Origin of the sequence: Pseudochryseolinea flava, from assembly GCF_003286915.1 — a bacterium.
In the GTDB taxonomy this organism is placed as follows: domain Bacteria; phylum Bacteroidota; class Bacteroidia; order Cytophagales; family Cyclobacteriaceae; genus Ohtaekwangia; species Ohtaekwangia flava.
The window spans coordinates 945,551-968,524 of record NZ_QMFY01000001.1 but is presented as its reverse complement, the minus strand read 5'-3'; the positions used below and the strand labels follow the sequence as shown (position 1 = coordinate 968,524).

The following is a 22,974-nucleotide window of genomic DNA, read 5'->3' as shown; positions in this document are numbered from 1 at the left end:
AAACATCTTTACGTCCATCATGAAGTATGCATTTCTCTTTGACATGGATGGTGTGATTATCGACAGTAATCCATTCCATAAAATTGCGTTGAAAGAATTTTGTAAACGTTACGGTCACGATCTTGACGATGCGCAATTGCATTCGAAAATTTACGGACGAACGAATAAGGATTGGATTCCAAATGTATTTGGTGATATTCCGCGAGAGCAGGTGGCGGAATATGGAGAAGAGAAGGAGGCTATGTTTCGTGAGATTTACAAGCACGACGTAAAGCCACTGAAGGGGCTGCTCAATTTTTTAGCGCAAGCGGAAGAACTGAAAATCGATCAAGCGATTGCTACTTCGGCGCCGCGCTCGAATGTGGACTTCACCTTGCAGCATACCGGAATTGAAAAGTACTTCAAAGCCATTTTAGATGAGGCTTATGTGAGCAAAGGAAAGCCGGACCCAGAAATTTATATAAAGACTGCTGCTGCTTTAGGGTATCGCCCGGATCATTGCGTGGTGTTCGAGGACTCGCTATCGGGCGTTCAAGCCGGTAAAGCAGCGGGTTGCAAGGTTGTGGGCATATCTACCACCCATAGCGCCGAAGAGCTAAATCAAACAGATTTGGTCATCGCTGACTTTGATGAGATCACAGTTTCGCGACTTTTATCAATATTATTTAAGGAGTAGAAAGTGCGTTAAGGTGCTAGAAAGGGCGATTTCGTTCGAATCTGGTTCAATTGTGGAGAATTCGTGGATAGCTTTGCGGTGGTTTTTTAAAATGATCTTGGAATATTCAATTGGTTTTTCCGATATTTGCAATCCCTTTTTAGGGGGGTATAAATTTATTTAACTGATATGGCACGAGTTTGTCAAATTACAGGAAAGAGACCTCAGGTCGGAAACAATGTTTCACACGCTAACAATAAGACGAAGAGAAGATTCTATCCTAATCTTCAGAAGAAGCGTTTTTATTTGCCTGAGGAAGATAAGTGGATCACTTTGAAAGTGTCTACAAAAGCTATCAAGACCATCAACAAGCACGGCATCACGGCAGTGTTGAAAGAGGCTAAGGCTAACGGCAATCTGGTTCTGTAACAAAAAAATTAAAGCATCATGGCAAAAAAAGGTAACAGAATTCAGGTGATTCTGGAGTGCACAGAGCACAAAACCAGCGGCATGCCAGGCATGAGCCGTTATATCACTACTAAAAATCGCAAGAATACAACTGAAAGATTGGAGTTGAAGAAATACAATTCTATCTTGAAGAAAGTAACGGTTCACAAAGAAATTAAATAACCATGGCAAAGAAAGTAGTTGCTACACTGAAAAAGGCTGACGGAAAGAGCTATGCAAAAGTGATCCGCGCCGTGAAATCTGAGAAAACAGGTGCTTACACCTTCAGAGAAGAAATCGTCCCTGCTGACTTGGTAAAGGAAACCCTTGCCAAAAAATAATTAGCCAGGTATCAAAATTTGAAAAGTCCCCTTGAGGGACTTTTTTTGTTACACGCAGCTTCTCCTCTCGTATGCGGGAACTGAATTTTAGGCGGCAATTGTTAGACTAACGCTCCACGGAGATTCACATAAATTTAAAACGATGGCTTTTTTCGGATTATTCTCGAAAGAAAAAAAAGAGAGTCTTGACAAAGGTTTAGAAAAAACCAAGGACAGTTTTTTTGGCAAGCTTGGCAAAGCAATCGCTGGCAAATCGACTGTCGACGATGATGTACTCGACAACCTGGAAGAAATTCTTGTCTCTTCGGACGTAGGCGTTGAAACGACGCTCAAAATTATTGAACGCATTCAAGCACGCGTTGCCCGTGACAAATATCTTGGCACATCAGAGCTCGACAGAATTCTCCGCGAAGAAATCGCCACACTGATGACTGAAAGCAATACGGTTGATCTTTCCGAATTCGAAGTTCCAAAAGACAAAAAGCCCTATGTAATTATGGTGGTTGGTGTGAACGGTGTTGGTAAGACTACGACGATCGGAAAACTCTCTTCACAATTCAAAAAGAAAGGAAACAAGGTTGTACTCGGCGCGGCAGATACTTTCCGTGCTGCGGCCGTGGATCAACTTAAACTCTGGGGAGAGCGTGTAGGTGTACCGGTAATTTCGCGCGGAATGAATACAGATCCTTCCGCTGTTGCCTACGATGCTGTGAAAGCTGGCGCCGACGAAAATGCCGACATTATTATCATTGATACTGCAGGGCGACTTCACACGAAAGTAAACTTGATGGCAGAGCTCACCAAGATTAAGCGTGTGATGCAGAAAGTAATTCCAGATGCACCGCATGAAGTTTTACTTGTGCTCGACGGTAGCACAGGACAAAACGCAGTGATTCAAGCGCGTGAATTCACCAAAGCAACAGATGTAACATCGCTCGCCATTACTAAACTTGACGGCACAGCCAAAGGTGGTGTGGTCATCGGAATCTCAGACGAGTTCAAAATTCCTGTGAAGTATATCGGTGTGGGCGAAAAAGTTGACGACCTACAAGTATTCAACAAAGAAGAATTTGTTGACTCTTTGTTTAAGAAGAACTAAGGTTATTGCTGTCTTCGTACGGGGATTCGAACAAAGATCTGGTAATTAAATCCCCACGCTACATTCTTGTCGGTGCGACCATAGCCAGGGATATCGTGTGGAATGAGATTACCATCTTCATTCGTCGTCAATCCAAATTTTAATCGCGCGGTGTAGCCCATCCAAATCACCTTCCAAATTTTCACGCGTATTCCTGTGGTTAATTCAAACCATGATCCATTGCTGTTGCTATTTGAATACCGTTCGTTAACCGGATTGTTGTTCCACATCGAATCGATCTTGTTCACCTGCAAAGATTCCGAAAACTTCGACCTGCCATAACGCAATCCAAGGAAGAACATATTACGATCAGGATCCTTCAGCAAAAAGTTAACATCGCCACCGATGCGGAAATAATTACCATTGTTAGAATAGATCTCAGCACCATTGTCATAATCACGTGACCAGCTACCGACATCGACTGCCAGATAATAACGAGAGAAATCGACATCAGCGTTTACTTCCCAGCCTTTATAGCTGTCGACATATCGGGTCATTCCGATAGCAATGAGATCTGTTCCAACGCGCACCCCTGTTGGAACAAAGCTCGTCGGCTTCTTTTTTGTCTCCGTGGTGTCAGTTTTAGTTTGCGCAGAAACACCGACCGTCACGAATAAAAGTATCGCTATGCTATGGAAATATTTCAATGTTTCTTGTTGGTATACTTTGAAGACTTGCATTAGGAACCTGCGAACCGACTAACGTTGTTCCTTGAGCAACAACGGCCAAATTTGTGAACAAGGTATTTTGATCTGAGCACGCCACTCTAAATCTAGTAATCGGTGTGGCTGTATAACTTAATACAAGTGTTTCAATCTTTCCTGTTTGATATTCGATCGTTACCGTTGTGTTCGTCGCAGACTTATTCAAGGGAACACGAATAAAAGTTGTCGGTTCCGTTGGCGCGTAGTTGGTTGTCTGAAAATTAACCGTCACACTCTTTAACGACACTGTCGAATCTGCCCTGTCTTGTCTATTTCTAAAATAGATTCCAGCGATATCGAGATCGGGACAACGATAGATGTTAATCATCGGATCAAATGGATCGAGCACCGATCGGATTGACGAATTTGTTTCGTTAAGAACGAAGCCAACCGAGTCAAAAGCATATTGGGACTCAACAGCATTGATTATCATTTCAGACGCAAATATTTGAACGCCACAAGGCCTGTAGCGCTGTGTCTCTGTTAGTGTGTAATTAAGATCAAGCTTTCGAAGTCCACCTTCAACCTGATCAAAATCAATCACCATCGCATGTTTATCAACATCTAAATTCACAGGCAAATACACGATAGAAACTTTCTCTCCGCCATAAAGCGTTTCGCCCGTAAAGTCGGGGGTGATGCCATTCGTTTCAACCACAAGTGCCTGACTCGATTTTGTTGTTCCTGAAAGCGTAAGTTGTCGGAAAGCAACAGCCATGGTATCTGTTCTGGGGCATCTGAAAATCTCGATGTTACCGCCTGCAGTTGTTCCAGGTGTTCGACTTACCAACCGAATGGAATCAAATGTGTGACCGGTGGTCTCCAGATTTTCGAGGACGTATTTAGATCCGCAGTCTTCGGACACAAACTGGACATTGACATCGTATTTTAACGCAATTGAATAATCACCGCGGGTGGTTTGAAAAAGATACTCACTTTCAGTCGTGGTAAAGTCAAGCGGGATGCCGATACCCGTGGCAGCCGTATTCCGATAAAAAGTGCTATCGGTATTTTGTGTGGTAACGCCATACATTCTCAGCGTATCCGACTTGCCGGTTCCCATCACGCGAAAGGAAATTCCGATGACATTACTGTTGATTCTAAAGCAATCCGGATCGTTCAGGCAGGATGCGATAATAATGAGCAAAAAAATGAACCAGGTTGCTTTTTTCATGGTTGACACACGCGGCTGTAAAGATAAATTAACGGCCTTAAGCCCAAATTCCATGCCCAGTTATTTTTAGTATTTTTGCATTCATATCAGAGAGGGATAAGCATTTTGAAGACGAAAGGCAATAAAAAGACGAAGGTTAACATTGTGACACTGGGCTGTTCTAAAAACCTGGTGGATTCGGAAGTACTGTTAACCCAGCTTCGTGGCAATGGGATTGACGCTGTTCATGAGTCCAAAAACGACGATGCAAGCGTCGTTGTCATTAATACATGCGGGTTTATTGACAATGCCAAGCAAGAATCTGTCGATACCATCTTACGCTACGTCGACGCGAAAGAAGAGGGAATTGTCGACAAAGTGTATGTAACCGGGTGTTTGTCTGAACGCTACAAAGATGACCTCAAAAACGAAATTCCCGAAGTTGATGCTTGGTTCGGAACACGCGACCTATCGAGGATTTTGAAAGTTTTCAAAGCAGACTACAAGCACGAACTGGTTGGCGAAAGAATATTGACAAACCCTAGTCATTACGCTTACCTCAAAATTTCTGAGGGCTGTGATCGGCCTTGCTCTTTCTGTGCCATTCCATTGATGCGTGGTAAACACGTTTCTCGCCCGATCGAAGAGCTTGTGAAGGAAGCTAAAAATCTCGCCAAGACGGGAACAAAAGAATTGTTGCTCATTGCTCAAGACTCTACGTTCTATGGTCTAGATCTTTATAAAAAAAGAAACTTAGCTGAGTTGCTCAAAAATCTTTCGGATGTTGAGGGCATCGAATGGATTCGATTACATTATGCATTCCCTGCGGGTTTCCCAATGGATGCGTTGGATGTAATGGCGGAGCGCTCTAACATCTGCAAATACCTTGACATTCCACTTCAACATGCGTCTACAAAAATGCTCCAGATGATGCGTCGTGGAATTACGAGAGAAAAAACGGAGGAATTATTGCAGACCATCCGCGCGAAAGTACCGGGCATCGGCATACGGACAACTTTCATCGCGGGTCATCCTGGAGAAACAGAAGAAGACTTTGATCAGCTCATGGACTTCGTTGAAAAATCACGTTTCGAAAGGCTGGGTATCTTCAACTATTCTCATGAAGAAAACACACATTCACATTCATTCACCGACGATGTGCCAGATGAAGTGAAACAAGAGCGTGCCGATGCTGTGATGGAACTGCAACAAGGAATTTCGCTGGAGCTCAATCAAGAGAAAATTGGAAAAGTTTACAAGGTACTTATCGATCGTCTTGAAGGTGGAAACTTCATAGGACGAACAGAATTCGATTCACCGGAAGTTGACAATGATGTGATCATTACAAGCAAAGACAACTATTTACGAATGGGCGACTTTGTGAATGTCAAAATTAACGCGGCGTCTGAATTTGATATCACTGGTGAGGTGGTGAAGTAAATTGTTAATGACCTGTTAATATTTGTATAGCGTCAGTTGACAAGAGGCTTCCCGAGAATGCGGTCAAACGTGTTCTTTACCGATACTGTAAACACTGCAAACTTTCTTAAAAAAATAGCGTTATTCGTGCTATGCTGAAATTTTGTTGTTTCGCTTCCACCAACGTCCTCCCATGCTATGAAGCTTAAGAAAATTCCATTCTCAGATACGCACGCCTTCAATTCCTTTTTTCTCGATTATATACAATCCGCCGAAAAACTCAAACCTTTCTATCACAGGTTTCCAAACACAGAAAATTTCAAGGCGCAGATCGCGGAAAAATCAGCTTCCTTTTCACAAGAGCAGCGACAAATATTAGTCGATGCACTGAACCAACAATACAAGCATCTCACGCCGCCTACGCGCGTGTCAGAAAATATTGCTGCACTAAAGCAAGCAAATACATTTACCGTAACCACAGGACACCAACTTAATATTTTTACTGGACCGTTGTATTTCGTCTACAAGATTGTAACGGTACTGAATACATGCGAGCAGTTGCAAAAGCTTTATCCCGAACAGCGATTTGTTCCGGTATATTGGATGGCATCAGAAGATCACGACTACGCAGAAATTAAATCCATCAGGCTCCGCGAAAAAAAATATAGTTGGGAAACAGCACAGCAAGGTGCGGTAGGTCGGTTCTCTACACAAGGACTTTCAGAACTAGCGAAGTCACTACCCAGCGATGCGAAGTTGTTTATTGATGCTTATGCTAAGAATCAAACGCTTGCAGACGCTGTTAGGCAATACGTCACTACTTTGTTCGGTGAAAGAGGTGTCGTGGTAATTGACGCGGATGACAAAGCGTTGAAGTCAACATTCAAAGAAGTAATTCGGCAAGACGTATTGCAACAAGTCAACAAACCGATTGTTGAGAAAGCGACTGCGGCATTAGAGGCTTTACACTATAAGACACAAATACACTGCCGAGAGATTAACTTCTTCTACCTCGATAAAAATTTGAGAAGTAGACTAGAAGAAAAAGATGGACAGTTTCAGGTGGTTGATACTGAATTGACGTTCACGCGCGAAGCGATGGAAAAGTTGATCGACGAGCATCCGGAGAAATTTAGTCCGAATGTGATTCTCCGACCACTCTACCAAGAGATGATTTTACCCAATCTCGCTTACGCGGGAGGGCCAGCAGAGGTAATTTATTGGCTTCAGTTAAAAGGCACATTCGAACATTTCAACACACCTTTTCCGATATTGATGCCACGAAATTTCGGAATGGTGATGGACGCCGTGACCTATCGAAAATTTGAAAAGACTGGGCTTTCACTTAAAGATCTTTTTGAAGAAAAAAATTATCTCTTTAACCACTGGGTTCTTAAAAATTCGGAACGCACTGTAACTGTTGGTGAAGAGCGCGCGATCATTTTAGATCATTACCAAAAACTAGAAGCACGAGCGGCAACGATCGACAAATCATTGATCATGATGATGAACGCCGAAACAAAACGGGCGCTAAATAGCCTGGAAAAGATTGAGCGCAAGTTTCTTCGCGCTGAAAAAAGACGCCACACAGACAAGCTTCGACAAATTGAAGCCGTGAAAGACACCCTATTTCCCAATGGAAGTTTGCAAGAGCGTGTGGATAACATCTTAAATTTTTATCCGGAGAATGGTTCGTTCATTGATACGCTTATTGAATTCTTTGATCCATTCGATTTCCAATTCAACGTTATTGTACCCGATTAATTTTTAAATCTGCATGACGAAGAAGGAACTGCGAACCCTGTACATACAAAAGCGAAAGCAACTTTCCGACGAGGAGTATCGTCTCATTAACCAAGGGCTCTACGAGCAGTTCTTTAAATTCATCGACCTATCAAATGTGCGCGTGCTACATGTTTTTTTAACAATAGAAAAACAACGAGAGCCCAACACATGGCCAATAATTGATCGCATCCAACGCGACTATCCGCAGATACAACTATCTATTCCGCGCGTGAATCCAGAAAGCGGCACACTTGAAAATTTCTATTATGAAGGACTATCGCAGTTAAAAAATAACACGTGGGGTATTCCTGAACCAACACACGGGGTTCCGACCCCGGATGAAAAAATTGATATGGTGCTGGTACCATTACTTACATTCGACGAAAATGGAAATCGTGTAGGATATGGCAAAGGATTCTACGATAAGCTACTTGCGTCATGCTCGCCGCAGTGTCAGAAAATCGGATTATCAATGTTCACGGCTGTAGCGAGAATACACGATATCCAAACGCATGACATCCCGCTACATAAAATCATCACACCATCGGAAATCTTTATCCCTTAATTATTCTTTTTAAAAGCAACTGAGAACTGCTGCTGAAGTTTAATAACCTCGCCTGTTTCGCTTACACCGCAAGCTTTGATATTAAATATACCGGTATTATCAGCGGTGTAAAACGATACTTCAGCAAAACCATTTTCATCAGTTTCTACCATCGGATTCCAATAAAGACAATGTTTAATTAATGGTAACCTAGGATGTTGTAGGTCTGATTCATCGACTGCACGAAATGGTATTTGTTTGTTGATTCCATTGACCAGAAATGAATTGGAATAAACCGGAACATTTTTGCTGTTATCGGGTATTTTAGTTTCGACCAAGATCACTCCATTGCGACCGAAAGCACCAAATGTTCGCAACTTGGTAGACGTGCATATCACTTTAATAACCGATACTTGTTCGGGTTTTAAGCTTAAGAAATATTCTGTATTGTCAGTCATAACACCGTCTATGAAATAGAACGGAGGTCCGTCGCCAGTTTTGTCAAGGTCATCAATGAATACACGAACTTCACTTTTGTTCCTTATTTTCCGATGCTGAACTTTAGGAACGATTTCACGAAGAGTTTCTTCCATTGTTGGAAGAAGGAGGTAATCGTTAAGTTGAATAACCCAATCAGCGTCGAACACTTCATCTTCTATTAGAGCATGAGGTTTTGCGATTGAAGTTGGTGTCACACCGTTCCTTCTCCCGAAAAAATAGGCACGATCAATCGATCTTTTCGTTGTTGTAAAATGTGCATATACATTTCTTTCTCGGGTATCATTTTCTTCACCTAAATTAAAATTGATTGGTGGAATCATGAAATTGGTGAGCTCAACATAGGGTAATTTCTGTCCGCGCTGCTCAACACAGTAGGAGGCACGATCTTCGTTTTCAAAATCAATCGCCACGGGAAAGTTAAATTGTCCAAGTGAATCCAGATAGGATTGAAATATTATTACATTCCGTTGAAGGAAAAAAGAAACTTTGACTGAGTCCGGAGGAATTCGAATATCGGCTTTACCGGACAGGTGAATAAATTTTTGCGCGCTGAAACTGGTACCAAACTCAGAGTTTAGGATTTTCTTCCAATTAAAACGTTTCCAGCATTTTGTAATGAGGTAGTTATTGAATGAGAAATCGTCTAAGGTATTTATATAGTTAGCATCCAAACCTCCAAAGGGAATTCCGTCTTCAATTTCAGAACGGTCACTTACCTCACGTAATCGAGTTGGCAGCGACGTTGCACCTACCACGGTGATGGCAAATTTCCCTTTCACTGGCTTACCAAAGTCATCGCGCAGCTGAACTTTTAAGCGCACTTTTTCACGTGTTGTGTACTGCTGTTTGTCTAGCACTACATTAGCCGCTATTACTGATCGTTTCTTCTCAATGAACATTCTAGCGCTAAGCTCATTTCCTTGATCATCGAAGAGCGTAGCCAATATGAGTCCTTCAGGCAATTTATCAGACGATATGCTAACGAGAGCAGTGGGCTTTTCTTTCAAACTTACTTTCGCCGCAAACACAACGCGGTCACCAGAAGTAAGTAATAACGAGATCGGGGATCCAAAATTACGACTTCGCTCAAGTGAGATATTACAGGGTCGCTTTCCATCGCCTGGCGTCACAATCATACTAACACCCTCAGGTTCAACATCGGCGAGCTGCGAGAATTGCCCGTTAGTCGCTTGCGCTTTATAAGACGTCCCATATTCAGGCGTCATATAAAAGACGCCCATTCCATCGGGACCAATTTGACACGACGTGATTTCGGTATTGTTGTTTGTTCTTATAACAACAACGCTTGGGGGCCCCTTGGCAATGATTTTATTACGTGTACCGGAAATTAATTTACCTCCCTCGACATAGAATTTAGTGCTATCCCTTTTTGGATAGCTCAAAAAGTCTCCTCCTACCGTCAATGTGCTGTGATGAAAAAGTGATTGGTCATGGTTTCGCATCCATTCGCTGTAAGCGGTTACAACATATGTTCCTGACTCAAGGTCAAGTGGCAGGATAAACTGATTACTCCCGTGTCCATCGTGGATAAGTACATTATGTTTTACCTTGACATTTCCATTTCGTTCAGATAGGATAACGTTAACAATTTGGCGTCCTTTTATTGGCGTGTAAGAGCTTGCGGCCAATAGACTCACGCTATAAAAAACGGTGTCTCCTGGAACATACTGTGGTTGATTAAAGAAGACATGAATTTTGAGGGGAACCGTTTTTGCATAGAACTCGGAAAGAAGTCGTTGTGCTTTTAATGGAAAGTCTTCGTCATTCTCCTGCGCCGCAGCAAACAAGAAGATTTTAAACGAAAGCAGTATCATAAATATCTTCTTATTCATTTACCAAAAAATGGGTTTAGTTGTTGTAGCACCAACTTCCACCGAGTAACAAGGAGATGTAACAATAGGACCTTCTGCAAGGCCGTATGGGATATTCCATCGATGTAGAAAAACTCCTTTACGCGTTACCCCTGCCACTGAAAAAACCCCGAACACCTCATCGCTTCCTTCCGTTGAACTTATATTACCTTTGATCTGCACGGCGTTTGGCTGAAAAATATTTCCTCCACTTGCTTGGTAAGCCTCTGCAAGTTTCCAAAAATTATAGGCGCTTTCGGATATTCGCATTTGCTCCACTTGAACGTAATATCCATCTTCAAATATCTTCCGCAGAATCGGAACTTTTGTAATCGGCACTCGTCGGAAATTTCCACCTTCTAAAAATTCGTTTTTAGAAATCAACGCGCTACCTCCGTATTCCGTCTTCCAACATTCACAGCAAGTGCAGTCTCGGATTTTTTGCAGAACATTACCTTCTTCTACAATATAGCCGCTACACGGGAAGGGACGCGGTATGAACGAATTGCCAACCGCGACGACGTGGAGTTCCGGATAGGTCTTTATTTTGTAAGTCCCGTTCCACCGCCACCGAAACAGATGCTGGTCGTCACTCCCGTCACTACTACTATTTAGGTAAACCCAAAAAGCGTCTTGCGGGAGAGCAATGTCGTTTCCATTAATTGAGTTAGCCTTGAACTCAAAGAATAGGTCGTCAATGTTTCCAGGTGCTTTCATTTCGTCCATAGGTGACTGAAATGACCGTCCATCCGGAAGCTCTATCAGTAATTGGTATTTACGTCCAATTTCACCTTGCAATCCGTCTTCAGCAGTGCGATAGATTCCGTCGGATGCTTCGGAAAGTATTTCTGACTCACCAAGATCATTTTTTATTGTGACGATTGCGTCTGTCACGTATTCCGGATGGTCGACATTGTCACCGATTCCGGATGACATATACAACTCTACCGTGTATGGCCCATGATCGTTCGTAATTAGACCGTCGACGACAAGATGATTTTCAACTTTGAATCCAGATAAATCAAATTTGTCGACACATGAACTCGCCACTATGACTATAACAACACCAAATATAATCGCGCGCTTTTTCATGATTAAAATTTAAAACTGTAGGTCACCGACGGAATTATTGAGCCAATTACGGAAAGCTTATATGTAGTCACCATTCCCTTTCCATTATCTTCGAAATAAAGCGAATATGCATTCTTCCGCGAATAGACATTGTAGAATGACACAATCCACGTGCCGTCTAACAATTTTTTACGCTTATGATTACCTTCGATGATAAACGCAACATCAAGACGATGGTAGTCTGGAATTCTAAACTTATTTCGCTCTGAAAAATTAGGAATTGAAACGCCATCAATTTGGTAGAAGCTTGTAGGCAAAGAGGTTGGGCGTCCTGTATGGTACGTGAATGTTCCTGCGAAAAAATGTCTTCTTGAAAAAGCATAACGCCATGTAACTGTGCCGACGTGCGGTTGATCATAATTTGAAGAATACGTTTTACCATCGTTGATACGTTCCGTCGGGAATCGACCATCTGTTTGTCGTAGCGACCGTGAAAAGGTGTAGCTAAAGGTACCCGTTAGCCGGCCTTTAACTTTTGCTGCTGATAGTTCCACGCCGTACGACGTTGAGTGACCAGATATAAGAGCCGTTTCTAGATGCTTATTTAGAATGAGCTGAGAGCCATCCTTAAAATCTAACGTGTTCTGTACTTCTTTATAAAACGATTCGACAAACGTTTCATAGACATTGTTGTTAAAGTTTTTGTAGTACCCCAACGAAACTTGATCTGCCCTTTGCGGTTTGAAATATTCATTGCTTGTCTGCCAAATATCTACGGGAGCAACGGCTGCAGTATTGGTTACCAGATGGAGGTATTGAAAAATGCGATTGTAACCAAATTTAATTGCACTGTTGTCATTCAATGTGTAGCGCATTGAAAGGCGAGGCTCCAACCCCTGATACATTTTCATCACGTCGCCGCCGGTGTAAGTAATGGAATCTTTTATGTTCATTGGCTCGCGCGCCTTATTGTCGTCGTAGAGGTAGGTTACACCCTGCCCTAACCGATGATACATCGAATACCTTGCGCCCGCTTCAATTAATAATTTGTTCGAAATTTCCAACGCATCAGAAATGTATAACCCACTTTCTAGCGCCTTCTCATCGGGCATTATGAAATTAACGGTCGACGAATTCTTCGAACCGGTTAAATCACCCGGCTGAAACGTATAGAGTGTAGATTGAGCACCGAACGAAATCTTATGTTTTTGCTTCTCGACATGGAAGTCTAATCTGAGTGACGGATACTGGATTTCATATTTTAATTCAAACGCCTGATGTTCTTCCGGTTCACTCATAGTGTAGCTAAATTGCCCAAAGCTTGCTGTGACTGATCCAAAGAATTTTTCGTTAAAAATATGATCAAGTTTTATCGATGATGCTAGATTTCTAGGCATGTAAGTGGTGTCGTTTGTCAGACTGAATTCATCTGAACTAGAATAAGCCGATAACGTCAATTTTGTCCGTGCCGTAAATTTTTGTGTCAGCTTAATTGAAGCATCATAAAACTTGACGGAAGCATACCGGAGATCATAGTCCGATTTTATTGATTGTAACAGCCAATTTGAATATGATGTCCGAAACGACGCGTGAATCGATGCCGTATCGCGCTTGATTGGGCCACTCAACGCTAGCTGACTTGAAATTATGCCGATACCACCCGAGCCATGCCATTGGTCATATGCTCCTTCTTTTGAAGTGATATCCAAAACAGACGACGCCCGTCCACCGAATTGCGAAGGGATTCCGCCACGATAAAATTGTACTTGTTGAATTGCCTCGGAATTGAAAGCTGTGAAGAATCCAAACGCGTGTGATGTGTTAAACACAGGAATATTGTCATAAAGCACAAGATTTTGATCAACTCCGCCTCCACGAACATTGAATCCGGTAGCCACTTCGCTCACCGTCGTAACACCCGGCTGGAGTTGTATCTGCTTGACCAAATCGCGTTCACCCAAGAAAGTCGGCGAGCGTTTCAGATCAGTCATTTTGAGGGACGACTCTCCGATTCGATTAGTCAAAGCTTGTTCAGACACTACGACTTCATCGAGTATAACAGGCGTTTCTTCAAGAAAAACATTCACGTCACCATCGTCGTAAATCCTAAGATCAATAACTTTTTCACGATAGTTTGGATAGCTAAAGGAAAGGATATAGCCTCCCGAAATTGTTACCAACTTATAGGCTCCGTATTCATCGGTAGACGCAACTTCTCGATCATTCAACATTACGATCACGTCCTTCATCGGATTTCCGGAAACCTCATCTTTGACTATCCCTTTTAACTGGACACGCTTGCCAGGCTTGAAAGATCGTGCATCTCCTATGATCGTTTGATCTACTGATTTTCGAGTAATCGTCGCGACACGGAGAATACTATCACGTCGCTCTTCATTCCGAGGATCCTTGACAAAAATAATTGCGTAACCGAAGTGCTCCTCAAAGTGAATCCCGGAGTCTTCCAAAATCAGGTTCAGAGCGTCACGAATTGTTTTACCGTTGGCTGAAATAGTAATTTCAAACGGAAGAAGCCACTCCTCGGCGAAGAAAAATTTTACATCGTGCCGCTCTTCTAGAGCCAAAAGATAGGTTGGTAGCGGCTGTGATTGTTCGACCTCCACCTTAAATGAAAGTAAATCTTGAGCCTTAATATTTACACCAAGGAGTAAAAATGTGATAAGAAGTAAGGTCCTTTTCAATTAACAACGGCTTACATGATCTAATGCCGGAGTTACTAATTTTATGTCAACCGAACAACTTTCTCACCCTGGATGGGTTAATATTTCATTTAAGAGGCTTAAACAGCCGGTTCTTGCTGGCTCAAACAATGGAACGATCCGAGGCCCCAGATAATATCCACCGAGTCTAAGCCAACTACCTTACGATCTGTAAAGCAAGATTGCAAAATAGAAAGTGCTCGGTCATCATTTTTATCTCTGAACACTGGCACAACCACGTACTTATTGCTGATATAAAAATTCGCATACGATGCTGGCAAGCGCATGTCCTCATGGACCACCGCGGATGGCATCGGCAATTCAACCACATGAAGTTGCTTGCCGTTTTCTAACCTCATTTTCTTCAGTGCTTTTAAGTTCTCCTGAAGTGGTTCGTAGTTCTCATCGTTCTTGTCTTCTTCAACAACGGTTACCACAGTATCTTCATTCACGAAACGTGTGATATCATCGATGTGACCATCGGTATCGTCGCCAACAATTCCATCGCCGAGCCACAATATATTGTCAACACCATAGTAATCGCTCAGATATTTTTCAATCTGATTTTGATTTAGGTGGGGATTTCGATTTTCATTCAACAAACATGACGTTGTTGTGAGTAACGTTCCTTTACCATTAAATTCGACTGAACCGCCTTCCATTACAATTCCCGGATACACGACGGGTATGTTATAATGCTGCGCGATCAACGTTGGAATATTATCATCAAGATCGAACGGAGGATATTTTCCACCCCATGCATTATAACCCCAATCGACAATCATCTTTTTCTGTGCAGCATTCGGATTGATCAAAAACGCCGGACCGTGATCGCGACACCATGCATCGTTTGTGGGATGTAGAAATATTTGAACGTTGGATAAGTCTGCTCCTGCGCGTTGAAGATGGCCCAGTACCTTTGCTTTCATCGCCTCGTCGACGACATTGATATTTACTTTTTCACCTTCGGCGACGAGCTTCACAAATTGCGCATAGATGGGATATATCGATTCAATTTTTCCAGGCCATGATGCTTCTTTATGTGGCCAGCTTAGCCACATCGCATCGTGTTTCGCAAATTCTGCAGGGAAGTAGTAGCCTTGTTCTTTGGGAGTCATAGTCCAGTTGTTACACAGAGTTCTCAGAGGAAACACAAAGTTTCACCGAGATTTAGTTAGTAATTCGTTTATTCCGTTTTTTAATAGAGAGGATCTGAAGTTAAGAAACTCTGAAGACCTTCGTGATCCTCTGCGCAATAACCGCATTTAAACGTTTCGCATAAGGAAAGTGACGCCAGTAAATCCTGATTATCTAATCCTCGTCGATGTAACGTTTGGTAATCGGTTGATAGGAATCAATTCTTCGGTCGCGAAGGAAAGGCCAATGTGTTCTGTAGCGATCCGTTTTTTGTAGATCAATTTCTTCAACATGAACCTCTTCATTTTCATGTGACGCCTGATAGACGATTCGTCCAAATGGATTAGCCACAAAAGAGCCGCCCCAGAATTTCATTGCGCCATTCTGTTCAAAACCTACGCGGTTTACGCTTACAACGTGCACACCATTTGCAACGGCATGGCTACGCTGAATGGTTTGCCATGCACCATATTGTTCGTCGTTAGTGTCTTTATCTTGAGATGTGGCCCATCCAATCGCTGTTGGATAGAACAGTACTTCTGCGCCCATCAAGGCGGTAATGCGTGATGCTTCTGGGTACCACTGATCCCAGCAGATCAAAATTCCGATAGTCGCGAATTTTGTTTTGAAAACTTTGTAACCAAGATCACCAGGTGTGAAATAGAATTTTTCATAATACGCCGGATCGTCCGGGATATGCATCTTTCTGTATTTGCCGAGGTAAGTTCCATCGGCATCTAACACAGCGGTTGTGTTGTGATACAATCCTTCGGTGCGCTTCTCAAAAAGTGAAGCAATGATTACCACGCCTAACTCTTTTGCAACTGACGCCAGTGTTTCTGTGCCAGGCCCTGGAATAGGTTCAGCGAGTTTGAAGTTTTCATAATCTTCAACATCGCAGAAATAAAGCGAGCGAAAAAGCTCTTGCAAGCACACGATCTGCGCGCCTTTTGCGGCAGCCTCGCGAACTTTAACGATTGCTTTCTTCAGATTATCATTCGGATCACTCGAACAAGTCATTTGAACGAGGCCAACTTTCACTTTTTTTCCTGACACTTTCGTAGATTTTAGTGTCGCAAAATTAGGAAGTTATTCGGGTTGATGAAAGATATTTTTTTGAGATCAAAGGCTCATCATGTCTTTGAATTTTGCTGCTTGTCTACGGCTTACTTCTACCTTATCGCCGCCACGAAGTTTAACCATCAACCCGCCGTTGAACCAAGGCTCAATGCCTTCAACCCAACTAAGATTAACAATGTGTTTTCGACTGGCGCGAAAGAATGCACGTTCGTCAAGTTTCTCGTCGAGTGCGTTCAATGACTTGTGAATCATAGGACGGTTTGCGTCAAAATATACTTTAATGTAATTGCCATCAGATTCGAATAGACGCACGTTGGCAAGGCTTACAAACCAACAGCGATCACCATCTTTCACAAAAACTTGGTCATTTAGTCCGAGTTTTTTCTCGCCGCCACGCGCTGCTGAAACTTTCGCGCGTTCTTTTTCGGAAAGTTTCGAAACTGTTTCTGCAAGGCGTTCTGGCTGGATAGGCTTTAACAAGTAGTCGAGTGCGTTTACCTCAAATGCTTTGAGCGCAAATTCATCATACGCTGTTGTAAAGACAACCAACGGAACAGCATCCAATTCTTCCAGCAGTTGAAATCCTGTTTTACCCGGCATCTGGATATCTAAAAACAAGAGGTCAGGATTGAGATCATTCACCATCTGATTTGCTTCTTCAGCATTCATGGCCTCGCCGACAACCTCAATCATCGGATGGTCCTCTAGAAGTTTCATCAATTCTTTCCGCGCCAGGCGCTCATCATCCACGATTAATGCTCTCATGTGCTTGTTGTTGAGGAATTATGATTTCGGTCAAGACAAAATTATCGTTTTCGTTGACAATTCGGAAAGAAGCTTCATCGCCGTAGATGAGCTTCAATCGTTGTATCGTATTTTTAATACCGAGTCCGGTTTTACTGCGTTTGGCGCCATTCACTAGGTGTCCGCTATTACGAATATGGATTTTCAAACGGTCATTATCAACATAAGTTTTCACCTGGATGATGCCACCTTGCGTTAACCGCGATATTCCGTGCTTGATACCATTCTCCACCAAGGTTTGAAGCATGAGCGGCGGAACGAAAAATTGGTGCGACATCGGGTGTAAATCAAATTCCGTTTTTAACCGTTCCTCAAATCGGACACTTTCTAGGCCCAGGTAGTCGCGAACGATTTTCATCTCGTCGTCAAACTTGGTTAAACCTTTTTTATCGGACGCAAGGCTACTCCGGAGAATATTTGAAAGTTGATTAATTGCTTGTTTCGACTTCGACGGATTTTCATCCACCAGTGCGCGAATACTATTTAAGGCGTTAAAAATAAAATGTGGATTAAGCTGCGACTTTAAGTTGTTCAACTCAATCTCAATCATAGACGCCTCGTACTTCAATGATTTATTATATCGTTCGAAATAATGGTATGTGAAATAAAATACGGTCCACAGGAAGAAAACGAATCCGTAGAAGAAAGATTGTCCCATGATCTGATCGAGGCTAAACGCGGTGCGTGGTTCAACGCTTCGGCCTAAGCTCAAGCTAACTGGTATGCGTAAGAAGTAGATGATGAAGCCCATCACCATCACGGCGACCAACACACTGGGAATGAGCTTCGGCATCGGGAGGTATAGCCATCGCCAATGGTTGAGCATTTTTCTAAAAAAATGTGTGATCAATAAACACAAGCATGCTTCGATGATGAAGAACGGTATGCGCCAGGGTGCTATTGAGGTCGTGGCAGCCACACTAGAGCCAATTTGCGCGCCGGCATAAATGATCCAGCCCGAAATTTGGAGCGTCCAATAAAGTCGTTGCTTGTTACTCACCATGGCGGTACAATCGTCGCATTGTTAAAAATAACCAATCCACCATAATCCATTACCGCCGATTATATGGATGGTTGTAGGTAGACACTAAGGTGTATTGAATTGAAGTACCCAGAAGAAGATGAGCACGCTAATACCCAAAAGCGTCCACGTTATCGTTACGAGTGTTTTCTTGTGTTTTGCAAGCCTCTCTTCACTTGCCATCGCATTGAAAACAAATGCAAGACCTGCAATAATATAAAGCGACGCTTCTAGGAAGTCGACGCGGAACATTTGATAAATCCCAATTGCGATAAAGAGAATTGGAAATATATAAGCCGCTTTAAAAATCTTCATTCACGAGCAAAGTAAAACAAAATTCAAACGCTACTCACATCGCGTACGCTAATTGAGCTCCATCTTCAAAAATTTTCCGGTGTATGATGCCGGGTTTTTCGATACCTCCTCAGGCGTTCCTTTCGCTATAATTTTTCCACCTTTTGCACCACCTTCCGGCCCCAAATCAACAATGTGATCCGATGATTTGATCACATCCATGTTATGCTCAATCACCAACACGGTGTTCCCTTTGTTTACAAGTTTTTGTAAGACATCAAGTAGATGCGCAATATCTTGAAAGTGTAAACCGGTAGTAGGTTCATCTAAGATATAAAACGTTTTACCGGTATCGCGCTTAGAAAGTTCTGTTGCAAGTTTCACGCGTTGTGCTTCACCACCCGACAATGTTGTAGCGTGTTGTCCAAGTGAAATATACCCTAGACCAACTTCGCCAAGTGTCTGAATTTTACGAAGTATTTTTGGTTGATTCTCGAAAAATGTAACTGCTTCTTCAACCGTCATATCGAGAACATCACTAATCGATTTTCCTTTGAAGCGCACTTCGAGTGTCTCTCGGTTATATCGTTTTCCTTTGCACGTTTCGCAAGGCACGTACACGTCTGGAAGGAATTCCATTTCGATCAAGCGAAGACCAGCGCCTTCGCAGGTTTCACATCTTCCACCTTTCACGTTGAATGAAAAGCGTCCTGTTTTATAGCCTCGAATTTTTGCTTCAGGAAGTTGTGCGAACAGATCGCGAATATCACTAAATGCTCCTGTATAGGTCGCTGGATTCGAGCGTGGTGTTCTACCAATTGGCGATTGATCCACTTCGATCACTTTGTCGAGATGCTGCAAACCATCGATACTCTCATGCGCCAAGGGCTCCGTACGCGAATGGAAAAATTTCTGATTCAAGATTGGAAAAAGCGTTTCATGAATCAGCGTTGATTTTCCGCTTCCTGAGACACCTGTTATACAGGTTAGTGTTCCGAGCGGAATCTCCAATGTTACATTCTTGAGATTGTTTCCTGCAGCACCAGCGAGGATCAATTTATCACCAGTTCCCTTACGACGTTCTTTCGAATATTGAATAGCAAGTTCACCGCTCAAGTATTGCGACGTGGTGCTTTTATTCTTGATGAAAGTTTGTGGAGTGCCTGCGGCTACGACATGGCCACCGTGACGCCCGGCACCAGGACCGATGTCAAGAATGTAATCCGACTCAAGCATCATGTCTTTGTCGTGTTCAACCACGACGACAGAATTTCCGATATCGCGGAGATCTTTCAATGCTTTGATGAGCTTCACATTGTCGCGTGCATGCAAGCCGATACTCGGTTCATCCAAAATATACAGAACACCAACAAGCTGTGTTCCGATTTGTGTCGCCAATCGAATGCGTTGTGACTCTCCACCACTCAACGTTCTGATCGGTCGATTGAGGTTGAGGTAGTCCAAGCCTACATCAAGGAGAAATCCGATTCGCTTCCGAATTTCTTTCAACACTTCTGTGGCAATGACGCGTTGCTTTTCGCTGACACGATTTTCAAGACCTGTAAACCATTTTTGTAACGCTTGAATATCCAACATCGCCAGCTCGGCAATATTCTTGTCGTCAATCTTAAAATGGAGTGATTCTTTCTTCAAGCGCGCACCGTTACACTCGGGGCAAATTTTCGTGACGGTAAAATCTTCTACCCATTTGCGAATGGTTTCCGAACCTTCGTCGCGTTGTTTCTCAAGAAAGTTGATAATGCCTTCGAACTTTGTATTCCAATCTGTACCTGGATATTTCATGGATGCGACGGCAACAGGCTCATCGTCTCCGTAGAGCAACACCTTCATCACATCTTTTGGAATCTCTTTGATGGGTGTTGTTAGCGTAAATTTTTTTCGTTTTAGAATTGCTTCGATCTTCTTAAAAATCCAAATGTCACGGTATTCACCGAGTGGAAGAATACCGCCGCGACTGATACTTAATTTCTTATCGGGAATAACCGACTCCTCCGTAATCTCCTCGATAACACCGAGTCCATTGCAATGAGGGCAGGCGCCATAGGGAGAGTTGAAAGAAAAATTATTTGGTGCAGGTTCGTCGTACGACAGGCCTGTTTTAGGATCCATGAGGTACTTTGAAAAGTGATGCACTTTACCACTGTCCTCCATGACCATAATCACACCTTTGCCTTCTTTGAGTGATTTAGAAATAGATTGACCTATCCGGTGACGATCTTTAGCATCGGCCACAATCCGATCGATTACAACCTCGATGTCGTGAATCTTGTAGCGATCGAGTTGCATCTTCGCCGTGATCTCTTGTACGTCGCCATCTACGCGTACTTTCGTGTAGCCCGATTTTCGGATTTGCTGAAACAATTCGCGGTAGTGACCTTTACGTCCCTTCACAATAGGCGCAAGCAGTACCAATTTCTTGTTCTTGAAATTATTGAGAATGGCATCGAGAATTTGCTCTTCCGATTGGCGAATCATTCGTTCGCCACTCAGATAAGAAAATGCCTCACCCGCGCGTGCGTACAGGAGACGCATAAAATCATAGATCTCCGTTACCGTTCCAACTGTCGAGCGAGGATTTCTGGAAGTAGTTTTCTGTTCGATAGAGATTACCGGACTAAGACCATTTATCTTGTCAACATCCGGACGTTCTAAGTTTCCAAGAAAGCTTCGGGCGTACGCCGAAAAACTCTCCATATATCGGCGTTGACCTTCAGCGTAGATCGTATCGAATGCAAGCGAAGATTTTCCGCTACCAGAAATACCCGTGATCACCACAAGTTTATTTCTGGGGAAGGTTACATTGATATTTTTGAGATTATGCTCGCGAGCGCCAATTACCTCAATATTTTCATGCCCTGACAGGTCGATGATTTTCTTTTCCGCTGATGATTTTGCCATGAATTATTACCTGATCAACAATACAAAAATAACCTCCTGTTTGTTTCTTTTCTTACTAAAAAAATTAGTGAGTTTCTCCGCCTGTCGAAACAATTATTCGCCGTACGCTATTGAAGCCCGGTTCTCCGTTACAGCTTAAGATTGTTATTCTCATCGAGTTCCCAAAAAGGATTGTGCGCTACCTCAATCAAATGCCCAGACGGGTCGCTGAAGTATCCGCTATAGCCACCCCAATAAACCTTTTGTGCTGGTTTTACAATCTTTGCCCCGGCGGCCTCAGCTTCTTGCATGACGGCATCTACTTCTACCTGAGAATGCGCGTTAAACGAAATGGTGATCCCACTAAAACCTCGAACGTGGTCGTCCGCAAGCGCATCTTTCGCCAAATCGTGTCGGGGATGAAGTGCGAGTGTTATACAACCCAATGGAAATAGCGCGAGGCCATCAACACTTGCTGCGGATCGTTTCCAGCCGAGTGCTTCATAAAATTTTACGGAAGTTTCAAAGTCATCAACTCCGAGCGTAATCAAATTCAATTTTTGTCTCATGTGGCTAAAGTCTAGCGATTAATTCACTGTAAAGTTCTGTCAACACTACTTCCGACTTCGAAGCCGTAGCAACAATCTCGGCAAGTGATACAGGTTTAAGATTATCAGGATCACAATCGTCGGTGAGTACAGATATCGCGCAGCATGGCAGCGACATGTGATTGGCGACAATTACTTCGGGCACTGTGCTCATGCCAACTGCGTCAGCGCCAATCATACGAAGAAATCTATATTCAGCGCGTGTTTCAAGATTAGGTCCATTCACCGCGACATAAACGCCCTTGCGGAGCGGTATCTTCTTTTCGGCAGCGATTTCTTGAATTAATTTATTGAGTTTATCGCTGTAAGGTTGACTCATATCCGGAAAGCGTGGACCGAATGCTTCAAAGTTTTTACCGCGTAGCGGATTCTCCGTTTGAAGATTGATGTGATCGTCAACCATCATCAAGTCGCCTTTCTTCCATTTCAGGTTAAGATTACCTGATGCGTTTGATATGAACAGGTATTTGCATCCGAGCAACTTCATTACTCTGACGGGCAATGTAATTTGCTTCATATCGTAACCTTCGTAATAATGGAAACGGCCTTGCATGGCCAGTATCTTCTTACCGTGAAGATCCCCGTATATCAGTCTGCCATGGTGAGACTCGACCGTAGATGTTGGGAAGTCGGGAATCTGTCCATAGCTGATCGCGATAGGATTCCGAATAAGCTTGATGAATTGTGCGCCTAATCCTGTTCCGATAATCACGCCGATATCGGGTGCGGTGATGCCGTGAGCGCGTAAGAAGTCAGTTGTCCGAACAATTTCTATCATTGAGG

At 43.0% G+C, this 22,974-nt stretch carries 21 protein-coding genes; 8 read left to right on the top strand and 13 right to left on the bottom strand.

Features of this window, described 5'->3' with window-relative positions; translation table 11 throughout:
• The first annotated feature begins 19 nt into the window (after window positions 1-19).
• The 5 genes from DQQ10_RS04360 (at window position 20) to ftsY (ending at window position 2,542) form a co-directional block, all read left to right on the top strand.
• Complete coding sequence (locus DQQ10_RS04360) at window positions 20-676, top strand: HAD family hydrolase (RefSeq protein ID WP_245970271.1); 657 nt, start codon at window positions 20-22, stop codon at window positions 674-676.
• Between the two features lie 168 nt (window positions 677-844).
• On the top strand, window positions 845-1,084 hold the full coding sequence (gene rpmB / locus DQQ10_RS04355; RefSeq protein ID WP_112745539.1) for a 50S ribosomal protein L28: 240 nt from the start codon (window positions 845-847) through the stop codon (window positions 1,082-1,084).
• 18 nt (window positions 1,085-1,102) lie between these two features.
• Window positions 1,103-1,285, top strand: a complete 183-nt coding sequence (gene rpmG, locus DQQ10_RS04350; RefSeq protein ID WP_112745538.1) for a 50S ribosomal protein L33 — start codon at window positions 1,103-1,105, stop codon at window positions 1,283-1,285.
• 2 nt (window positions 1,286-1,287) lie between these two features.
• On the top strand, window positions 1,288-1,443 hold the full coding sequence (locus DQQ10_RS04345; RefSeq protein ID WP_112745537.1) for a DUF4295 domain-containing protein: 156 nt from the start codon (window positions 1,288-1,290) through the stop codon (window positions 1,441-1,443).
• 142 nt (window positions 1,444-1,585) lie between these two features.
• Window positions 1,586-2,542, top strand: coding sequence for a signal recognition particle-docking protein FtsY (gene ftsY, locus DQQ10_RS04340; RefSeq protein ID WP_112745536.1), 957 nt, complete (start codon window positions 1,586-1,588; stop codon window positions 2,540-2,542).
• A gap of 2 nt (window positions 2,543-2,544) precedes the next feature.
• Here the strand turns inward: ftsY and DQQ10_RS04335 are convergent, their stop codons facing one another.
• Together DQQ10_RS04335 and DQQ10_RS04330 are read right to left on the bottom strand one after the other, a co-directional pair.
• Window positions 2,545-3,228 (bottom strand): DUF6048 family protein, encoded by a 684-nt coding sequence (locus DQQ10_RS04335; protein ID WP_133259530.1) that lies wholly within the window; start codon window positions 3,226-3,228, stop codon window positions 2,545-2,547.
• Window positions 3,212-4,459: a DUF6452 family protein gene (locus DQQ10_RS04330; RefSeq protein ID WP_112745534.1), complete on the bottom strand. Its 1,248-nt coding sequence runs from the start codon at window positions 4,457-4,459 to the stop codon at window positions 3,212-3,214. Before DQQ10_RS04330 ends, DQQ10_RS04335 begins: the two co-directional genes overlap by 17 nt.
• Window positions 4,460-4,564: 105 nt before the next feature.
• On the opposite strand from DQQ10_RS04330, the gene rimO reads away from it, so the two are divergent.
• The 3 genes from rimO to DQQ10_RS04315 all read left to right on the top strand — a co-directional run bounded on the left by rimO (window position 4,565) and on the right by DQQ10_RS04315 (window position 8,207).
• Window positions 4,565-5,878 (top strand): 30S ribosomal protein S12 methylthiotransferase RimO, encoded by a 1,314-nt coding sequence (gene rimO, locus DQQ10_RS04325; protein ID WP_112745533.1) that lies wholly within the window; start codon window positions 4,565-4,567, stop codon window positions 5,876-5,878.
• Between the two features lie 177 nt (window positions 5,879-6,055).
• Window positions 6,056-7,621, top strand: a complete 1,566-nt coding sequence (bshC, locus tag DQQ10_RS04320) for a bacillithiol biosynthesis cysteine-adding enzyme BshC (RefSeq protein WP_112745532.1) — start codon at window positions 6,056-6,058, stop codon at window positions 7,619-7,621.
• 13 nt (window positions 7,622-7,634) lie between these two features.
• On the top strand, window positions 7,635-8,207 hold the full coding sequence (locus tag DQQ10_RS04315) for a 5-formyltetrahydrofolate cyclo-ligase (RefSeq protein ID WP_112745531.1): 573 nt from the start codon (window positions 7,635-7,637) through the stop codon (window positions 8,205-8,207).
• Here DQQ10_RS04315 and DQQ10_RS04310 read toward each other — a convergent pair.
• The 11 genes from DQQ10_RS04310 to DQQ10_RS04260 form a co-directional block, all read right to left on the bottom strand.
• Window positions 8,204-10,540, bottom strand: coding sequence for a hypothetical protein (locus DQQ10_RS04310; protein ID WP_112745530.1), 2,337 nt, complete (start codon window positions 10,538-10,540; stop codon window positions 8,204-8,206). The genes DQQ10_RS04315 and DQQ10_RS04310 overlap by 4 nt on opposite strands.
• Window positions 10,541-11,650 (bottom strand): DUF4249 domain-containing protein, encoded by a 1,110-nt coding sequence (locus tag DQQ10_RS04305; protein WP_112745529.1) that lies wholly within the window; start codon window positions 11,648-11,650, stop codon window positions 10,541-10,543.
• A 2-nt stretch (window positions 11,651-11,652) separates the two neighbouring features.
• Window positions 11,653-14,331 (bottom strand): TonB-dependent receptor, encoded by a 2,679-nt coding sequence (locus tag DQQ10_RS04300; RefSeq protein ID WP_112745528.1) that lies wholly within the window; start codon window positions 14,329-14,331, stop codon window positions 11,653-11,655.
• Window positions 14,332-14,429: 98 nt separating this feature from the next.
• Window positions 14,430-15,467 (bottom strand): agmatine deiminase family protein, encoded by a 1,038-nt coding sequence (locus tag DQQ10_RS04295; RefSeq protein ID WP_112745527.1) that lies wholly within the window; start codon window positions 15,465-15,467, stop codon window positions 14,430-14,432.
• Window positions 15,468-15,660: 193 nt separating this feature from the next.
• Entirely contained in the window at window positions 15,661-16,542 is an 882-nt protein-coding gene (locus DQQ10_RS04290; protein WP_112745526.1) for a carbon-nitrogen hydrolase, read from the bottom strand.
• Between the two features lie 66 nt (window positions 16,543-16,608).
• Window positions 16,609-17,331, bottom strand: a complete 723-nt coding sequence (locus DQQ10_RS04285; protein ID WP_112745525.1) for a LytR/AlgR family response regulator transcription factor — start codon at window positions 17,329-17,331, stop codon at window positions 16,609-16,611.
• A complete protein-coding gene (locus DQQ10_RS04280; protein ID WP_112745524.1) occupies window positions 17,309-18,373 on the bottom strand; it encodes a sensor histidine kinase in 1,065 nt (354 codons plus the stop codon). The genes DQQ10_RS04285 and DQQ10_RS04280 overlap by 23 nt, the downstream gene beginning before the upstream one ends.
• Before the next feature lie 84 nt (window positions 18,374-18,457).
• On the bottom strand, window positions 18,458-18,706 hold the full coding sequence (locus tag DQQ10_RS04275; RefSeq protein ID WP_112745523.1) for a hypothetical protein: 249 nt from the start codon (window positions 18,704-18,706) through the stop codon (window positions 18,458-18,460).
• A 48-nt stretch (window positions 18,707-18,754) separates the two neighbouring features.
• A complete protein-coding gene (gene uvrA / locus DQQ10_RS04270) occupies window positions 18,755-21,604 on the bottom strand; it encodes an excinuclease ABC subunit UvrA (RefSeq protein WP_112745522.1) in 2,850 nt (949 codons plus the stop codon).
• A 128-nt stretch (window positions 21,605-21,732) separates the two neighbouring features.
• On the bottom strand, window positions 21,733-22,152 hold the full coding sequence (locus DQQ10_RS04265) for a VOC family protein (protein ID WP_112745521.1): 420 nt from the start codon (window positions 22,150-22,152) through the stop codon (window positions 21,733-21,735).
• Between the two features lie 4 nt (window positions 22,153-22,156).
• On the bottom strand, window positions 22,157-22,969 hold the full coding sequence (locus DQQ10_RS04260) for a purine-nucleoside phosphorylase (protein WP_112745520.1): 813 nt from the start codon (window positions 22,967-22,969) through the stop codon (window positions 22,157-22,159).
• Window positions 22,970-22,974 lie beyond the last annotated feature (5 nt).

What these genes read in the sequence shown, in the direction of transcription:
- DQQ10_RS04360 (WP_245970271.1), top strand. Translation starts at nt 20, where the DNA reads ATGAAGTATGCATTTCTCTTTGACATGGATGGTGTGATTATCGACAGT.
- rpmB (WP_112745539.1), top strand. Translation starts at nt 845, where the DNA reads ATGGCACGAGTTTGTCAAATTACAGGAAAGAGACCTCAGGTCGGAAAC.
- rpmG (WP_112745538.1), top strand. Translation starts at nt 1,103, where the DNA reads ATGGCAAAAAAAGGTAACAGAATTCAGGTGATTCTGGAGTGCACAGAG.
- DQQ10_RS04345 (WP_112745537.1), top strand. Translation starts at nt 1,288, where the DNA reads ATGGCAAAGAAAGTAGTTGCTACACTGAAAAAGGCTGACGGAAAGAGC.
- ftsY (WP_112745536.1), top strand. Translation starts at nt 1,586, where the DNA reads ATGGCTTTTTTCGGATTATTCTCGAAAGAAAAAAAAGAGAGTCTTGAC.
- DQQ10_RS04330 (WP_112745534.1), bottom strand. Translation starts at nt 4,459, where the DNA reads ATGAAAAAAGCAACCTGGTTCATTTTTTTGCTCATTATTATCGCATCC.
- bshC (WP_112745532.1), top strand. Translation starts at nt 6,056, where the DNA reads ATGAAGCTTAAGAAAATTCCATTCTCAGATACGCACGCCTTCAATTCC.
- DQQ10_RS04315 (WP_112745531.1), top strand. Translation starts at nt 7,635, where the DNA reads ATGACGAAGAAGGAACTGCGAACCCTGTACATACAAAAGCGAAAGCAA.
- DQQ10_RS04310 (WP_112745530.1), bottom strand. Translation starts at nt 10,540, where the DNA reads ATGAATAAGAAGATATTTATGATACTGCTTTCGTTTAAAATCTTCTTG.
- DQQ10_RS04305 (WP_112745529.1), bottom strand. Translation starts at nt 11,650, where the DNA reads ATGAAAAAGCGCGCGATTATATTTGGTGTTGTTATAGTCATAGTGGCG.
- DQQ10_RS04295 (WP_112745527.1), bottom strand. Translation starts at nt 15,467, where the DNA reads ATGACTCCCAAAGAACAAGGCTACTACTTCCCTGCAGAATTTGCGAAA.
- DQQ10_RS04285 (WP_112745525.1), bottom strand. Translation starts at nt 17,331, where the DNA reads ATGAGAGCATTAATCGTGGATGATGAGCGCCTGGCGCGGAAAGAATTG.
- DQQ10_RS04280 (WP_112745524.1), bottom strand. Translation starts at nt 18,373, where the DNA reads ATGGTGAGTAACAAGCAACGACTTTATTGGACGCTCCAAATTTCGGGC.
- DQQ10_RS04275 (WP_112745523.1), bottom strand. Translation starts at nt 18,706, where the DNA reads ATGAAGATTTTTAAAGCGGCTTATATATTTCCAATTCTCTTTATCGCA.
- uvrA (WP_112745522.1), bottom strand. Translation starts at nt 21,604, where the DNA reads ATGGCAAAATCATCAGCGGAAAAGAAAATCATCGACCTGTCAGGGCAT.
- DQQ10_RS04265 (WP_112745521.1), bottom strand. Translation starts at nt 22,152, where the DNA reads ATGAGACAAAAATTGAATTTGATTACGCTCGGAGTTGATGACTTTGAA.
- DQQ10_RS04260 (WP_112745520.1), bottom strand. Translation starts at nt 22,969, where the DNA reads ATGATAGAAATTGTTCGGACAACTGACTTCTTACGCGCTCACGGCATC.